Annotated in this window: 5 protein-coding genes; 1 reads left to right on the top strand and 4 read right to left on the bottom strand. The window is 69.5% G+C overall.

From position 1 onward, the window contains the following. Positions 1-303 (top strand): 3-keto-5-aminohexanoate cleavage protein (locus AC5I49_RS10430; protein ID WP_143044730.1); only part of this gene is annotated, 303 nt, incomplete at its 5' end. Between the two features lie 4 nt (positions 304-307). Here the strand turns inward: AC5I49_RS10430 and AC5I49_RS10425 are convergent. From AC5I49_RS10425 to AC5I49_RS10410, 4 genes are all read right to left on the bottom strand, one after another. After that, entirely contained in the window at positions 308-1,390 is a 1,083-nt protein-coding gene (locus AC5I49_RS10425; RefSeq protein WP_313284347.1) for an AraC family transcriptional regulator, read from the bottom strand. A gap of 12 nt (positions 1,391-1,402) precedes the next feature. Beyond that, positions 1,403-2,374 carry a quinone oxidoreductase family protein gene (locus AC5I49_RS10420; RefSeq protein WP_034368767.1) on the bottom strand — a complete coding sequence of 324 codons (972 nt, stop codon included), beginning with the start codon at positions 2,372-2,374 and terminating at the stop codon, positions 1,403-1,405. 39 nt (positions 2,375-2,413) lie between these two features. Then, positions 2,414-3,382: a Bug family tripartite tricarboxylate transporter substrate binding protein gene (locus tag AC5I49_RS10415; protein WP_495789292.1), complete on the bottom strand. Its 969-nt coding sequence runs from the start codon at positions 3,380-3,382 to the stop codon at positions 2,414-2,416. Between the two features lie 14 nt (positions 3,383-3,396). Continuing rightward, the coding region (locus tag AC5I49_RS10410; RefSeq protein ID WP_143044729.1) for a 3-keto-5-aminohexanoate cleavage protein at positions 3,397-3,699 on the bottom strand (303 nt) is incomplete at its 5' end.

Raw genomic sequence — 3,699 nt, 5'->3', positions numbered from 1 at the left:
AATGTCCGCAACGTGCTGCCCGTGAACATGATGGGCATCGCCATGGGCCTGCACGTGCGCTGCGGCACCGAGGACTGCCTGTGGAACCAGTCGCGCAGCGCCAAGGCCAGCACGGTCTCCCAGATCGAACAGCTGGTGCGCATCGCGCGCGAGTTCGGCCGCCCCATCGCCACGGCGCAACAGGCGCGCGCCATCAGCAAGATTGGCGTGTTCTACGACACCCCCGAAGAGACATTGGCGGCCAACGGCTTCGCGCCCAACCGCAACGGCGGCAACCAGGGATTTCTGCGCAAGACCGCCTGACGCACTAGGCCTCGCCAACCCGTCCCTGCCCCCGCCTGCGCCAGTCCGAGACGCTGGCGCCGAAAGCGGCCCGGAACCAGTGGCAAAAGCCGCTGGGCGCGGCAAACCCCAGCAGGCCCGCCACCTCGCCCAGGGGCTGGCCACCGTCTTGCAGATGGCGCAGCACCAGTTCCCTGCGGAGGGTGTCGAGCAGTGCCGAGAAAGTCTGCCCCTCCGCAAGCAGGCGGCGGTGCAGCGTGCGGCGGTCCATTCCCAGGTGGCGCGCCACCTGCTGGGCCGTGCAGCGGCCGCCCGGCAGCAATGCAATGATCAGCTCCCTGCAGGCCGCCTGCATGCCTTCGCCCCGGCTGCGCAGCGCCTGCTCCAGATGGCTTCGCGCAAAGCGCGCAACGCCCGAGCCCTGCGCCTGGCCGCATTCGCGCAGCAGTTGCAGGTCCGCCAGGCGGCAGACCATGCCGTTGAAAGGCTGGTCAAACAAAGGGGTCATGCCGAAGAAGGCACGGTGGGCCGATGCATCGGCCGGTGCGCGGTGTACGAAGCTGACCTGCTGCGGGCGCCACTGGGCACCGATCAGCTCGCGCAGCACGCGAAACATCACGCCCACCGCCAGCTCCATGGACTGGCGCATGGCCATGCCCGCGATGGGCACCAGGTCCTGGCGCACCAGCACCCCGGAGCCCGCGTCCTCGATGCGTACGAACATGCCCGCACTCAGCAGCTTGAGGTAGCGGCACAGCGTGTCCAGCGCCTGGCGCGGCGTGGGCTCTTGCTGCAGCACAAGGCTGATGGGGCCCAGGTGGGACAGGCTGCGCCGCGCCGCCAGGCGCAGCGCAAAATCCTGCGTTCCCGTGGTGCGCGCGGCCACCTCCAGCAGCTCGCGCACGGCATGGATGGGAATCAGCGTCTCCGGGTCGTCGAGCAGGCGCGCCGACAGTCCCGCCGCGCGCACAAGGACGGCGGGATCATGGCCCAGGCTTTTCACCAGGTCGGCATAGCCATGCAGGCTGGCACTGCGGATAAGGCCGCAGGTGACGGGCCTGCGGCCTGCGGCCACGGTGCCGAAGGCATGGAGCGCAGGGGTCTGCATGGCAGGTCCATTTCAGGGAATCAGCACCGTCGCGCCCGTGGTGCGGCGCGACTCCAGCGCCTGGTGCGCCTGGGCCGCATCGGCCAGCGCAAAGCTTTGCTGGGGCTCGCTGGCGATGCGCCCGGCCAGCACATGGTCGAACAGCTCGCGCGCCATCTCCAGCATGTGGGCGCGCGGCTGGATGTAGTGCACCATCGCGGGCCGCGTCATCCAGATCGATCCCTTGGAGGCCAGCAGCTGGGAGTCCACCACCACCGAGCCCGACGAGGTGCCGTTGCTGATCAGCCGGCCGCGCGGCTGCAGGCAGTCCAGCGAATCCATGAGCGTGTCCTTGCCCACCGAGTCATAGACCACGGGCACGCCCTTGCCGCCCGTGATCTCCATCACGCGAGCGACGGTGTTCTCGCGCGAGGTCACGATGACGTGGGCGCAACCGTTGGCGCGCGCGGCGGCGGCCTTTTCGTCGGTGCTCACCGTGCCGATCATGGTCACGCCCAGGGCACGCGCCCACTGGCAGGCGATCAGCCCCACGCCGCCGGCCGCCGCGTGGTAGAGGATGGTTTCGCCCCCCTGCAGCGGATGGACCTGGCGGAACAGGTACTGCGCCGTCATGCCCTTCATCATCAGCGTGGCCGCCGTGCGGTCGCTGATGCCGTCGGGCAGCGGGATCAGCACCTCGGCCGGCATCACGCGCACATCGCTGTAGGCGCCCTGCGGGCCCATCAGGTAGCCCACGCGGTCGCCGGGCCGCACTTCGGTCACGCCCTCCCCCACGGCCTCGACCACGCCCACGGCGTCCGAGCCCAGGCCGTTGGGCAGGGCCAGCGGATAGCGGCCCGTGCGGAAATAGATGTCGATGAAATTGACGGCGATGAAGCTGTGGCGCACGCGCGCCTGGCCGGGTCCCGGCGCGCCGGCCTCGGCATGCTCCAGCCTGAGCACCTCGGGGCCGCCGGTGGTATGAAAGCGTATGGCCTTTGCCATGGAGTCTCCTTGTGTAGCGCCTGCGTGAGGCGCCCTGCATCAGTTGAGCCGGATGTCGAAGTTCCGGACGATCTCGGCATTGCGGTCGAACTCGGTGCGCAGGTCGGTGGACATCTGCTCCAGCGAGCGATCGCCTTCTACGGGCTCGAAGCCCGTGCCCGCATAGCGTTCGCGCACGGCCTTGCGGGCGTTGACCCGGGCCAGCGCGCCGTGGATCTTCTCCAGCAGCGGGCGCGGCGTCTGCGCCGAGGCGAACACGCCGCTCCAGTTGCTGAAATCCACCTCGGGGTAGCCCAGCTCGGCCAGCGTGGGCACCTGCGGGTAGTCGGGCAGCCGGCTCTTGTAGGCCACGGCCAGCAGCCTGACCTTGCCGCCCGCGATCAGCGGCTTGGAGGTGACCGATCCGTCGAACATCAGCGGGATCTGGTTGCCCATGACCTGGGCCAGCGCGGGCGCCGAGCCCGGGAAGGCCACATGCTCCATGTCCAGGTGGGCCCTTCTGTTGAGGATGGCGCCCGCGTACTGCGAGGCCGTGCCCTGGCTGTACGAGGCGAACGACAGCGTGCCCGGGTGGGCCTTCACGTAGGCGATGGCCTCGGCCCCGTCGCGCGCGGGAAACTGCGGCGAGGCGATGAACAGCATCACCGAGCGCGCCATCTGCGCCACGGGCCGCACGTCCTTCATGGGGTCGAAGCCGACCTTGAGCACATGGGGCACCTCGGTGAGGATGTTGGTCACCGTCACCAGCAGCGTGCTGCCGTCGGCCGGCTGGGACAGCATGTGCTTGACGGCGATGGCGCCACCAGCGCCGGGCCGGTTCTCGACGATGACGGGCTGGCGTATCTCCTGCGCCAGCTGGTCGCTGATGATGCGCGCGAACACGTCGATGGTGCCGCCGGGCGGCGCCGGCACGATGAGCCGGACCGGCTTGTCGCCGAAGGCTTGGGCGCCACCGGCCAGCAGCGAGGCGGCCAGGGCGATGGCAGTCCAGGGGGGCATGCGTTGCATCATGGGCTCCCGGTTCAGGCGGCCTTGCGCAGAAATCCCTGCTGGGCGCCGTTGCGGTTGGGCGCGAAGCCGTTGGCCGCCAGCGTCTCGTCCACGGTGCCGTAGAACTGGCCGATCCGGCAGATCTCCCGCGCCTGCTGCGCCGTGGCGATGGGGCGGCCGAACTCGCCTGCGATGCGCACCAGCTGCTCGATCTGCGCCACCGTGCCCATCTTGGCCGTGCGGCGCTGGTTCCAGAGGTTGTCCTCGGTACCGCAGCGCACATGCAGCCCCATGGCGATGCCCATCATGTTCACGGGCAGCACGTTGAGCACCGA

The organism is Delftia sp. (assembly GCF_059499305.1).
This window is presented reverse-complemented; position numbering and strand designations above follow the sequence as displayed.

What these genes read in the sequence shown, in the direction of transcription:
- AC5I49_RS10425 (WP_313284347.1), bottom strand. Translation starts at nt 1,390, where the DNA reads ATGCAGACCCCTGCGCTCCATGCCTTCGGCACCGTGGCCGCAGGCCGC.
- AC5I49_RS10420 (WP_034368767.1), bottom strand. Translation starts at nt 2,374, where the DNA reads ATGGCAAAGGCCATACGCTTTCATACCACCGGCGGCCCCGAGGTGCTC.
- AC5I49_RS10415 (WP_495789292.1), bottom strand. Translation starts at nt 3,382, where the DNA reads ATGCAACGCATGCCCCCCTGGACTGCCATCGCCCTGGCCGCCTCGCTG.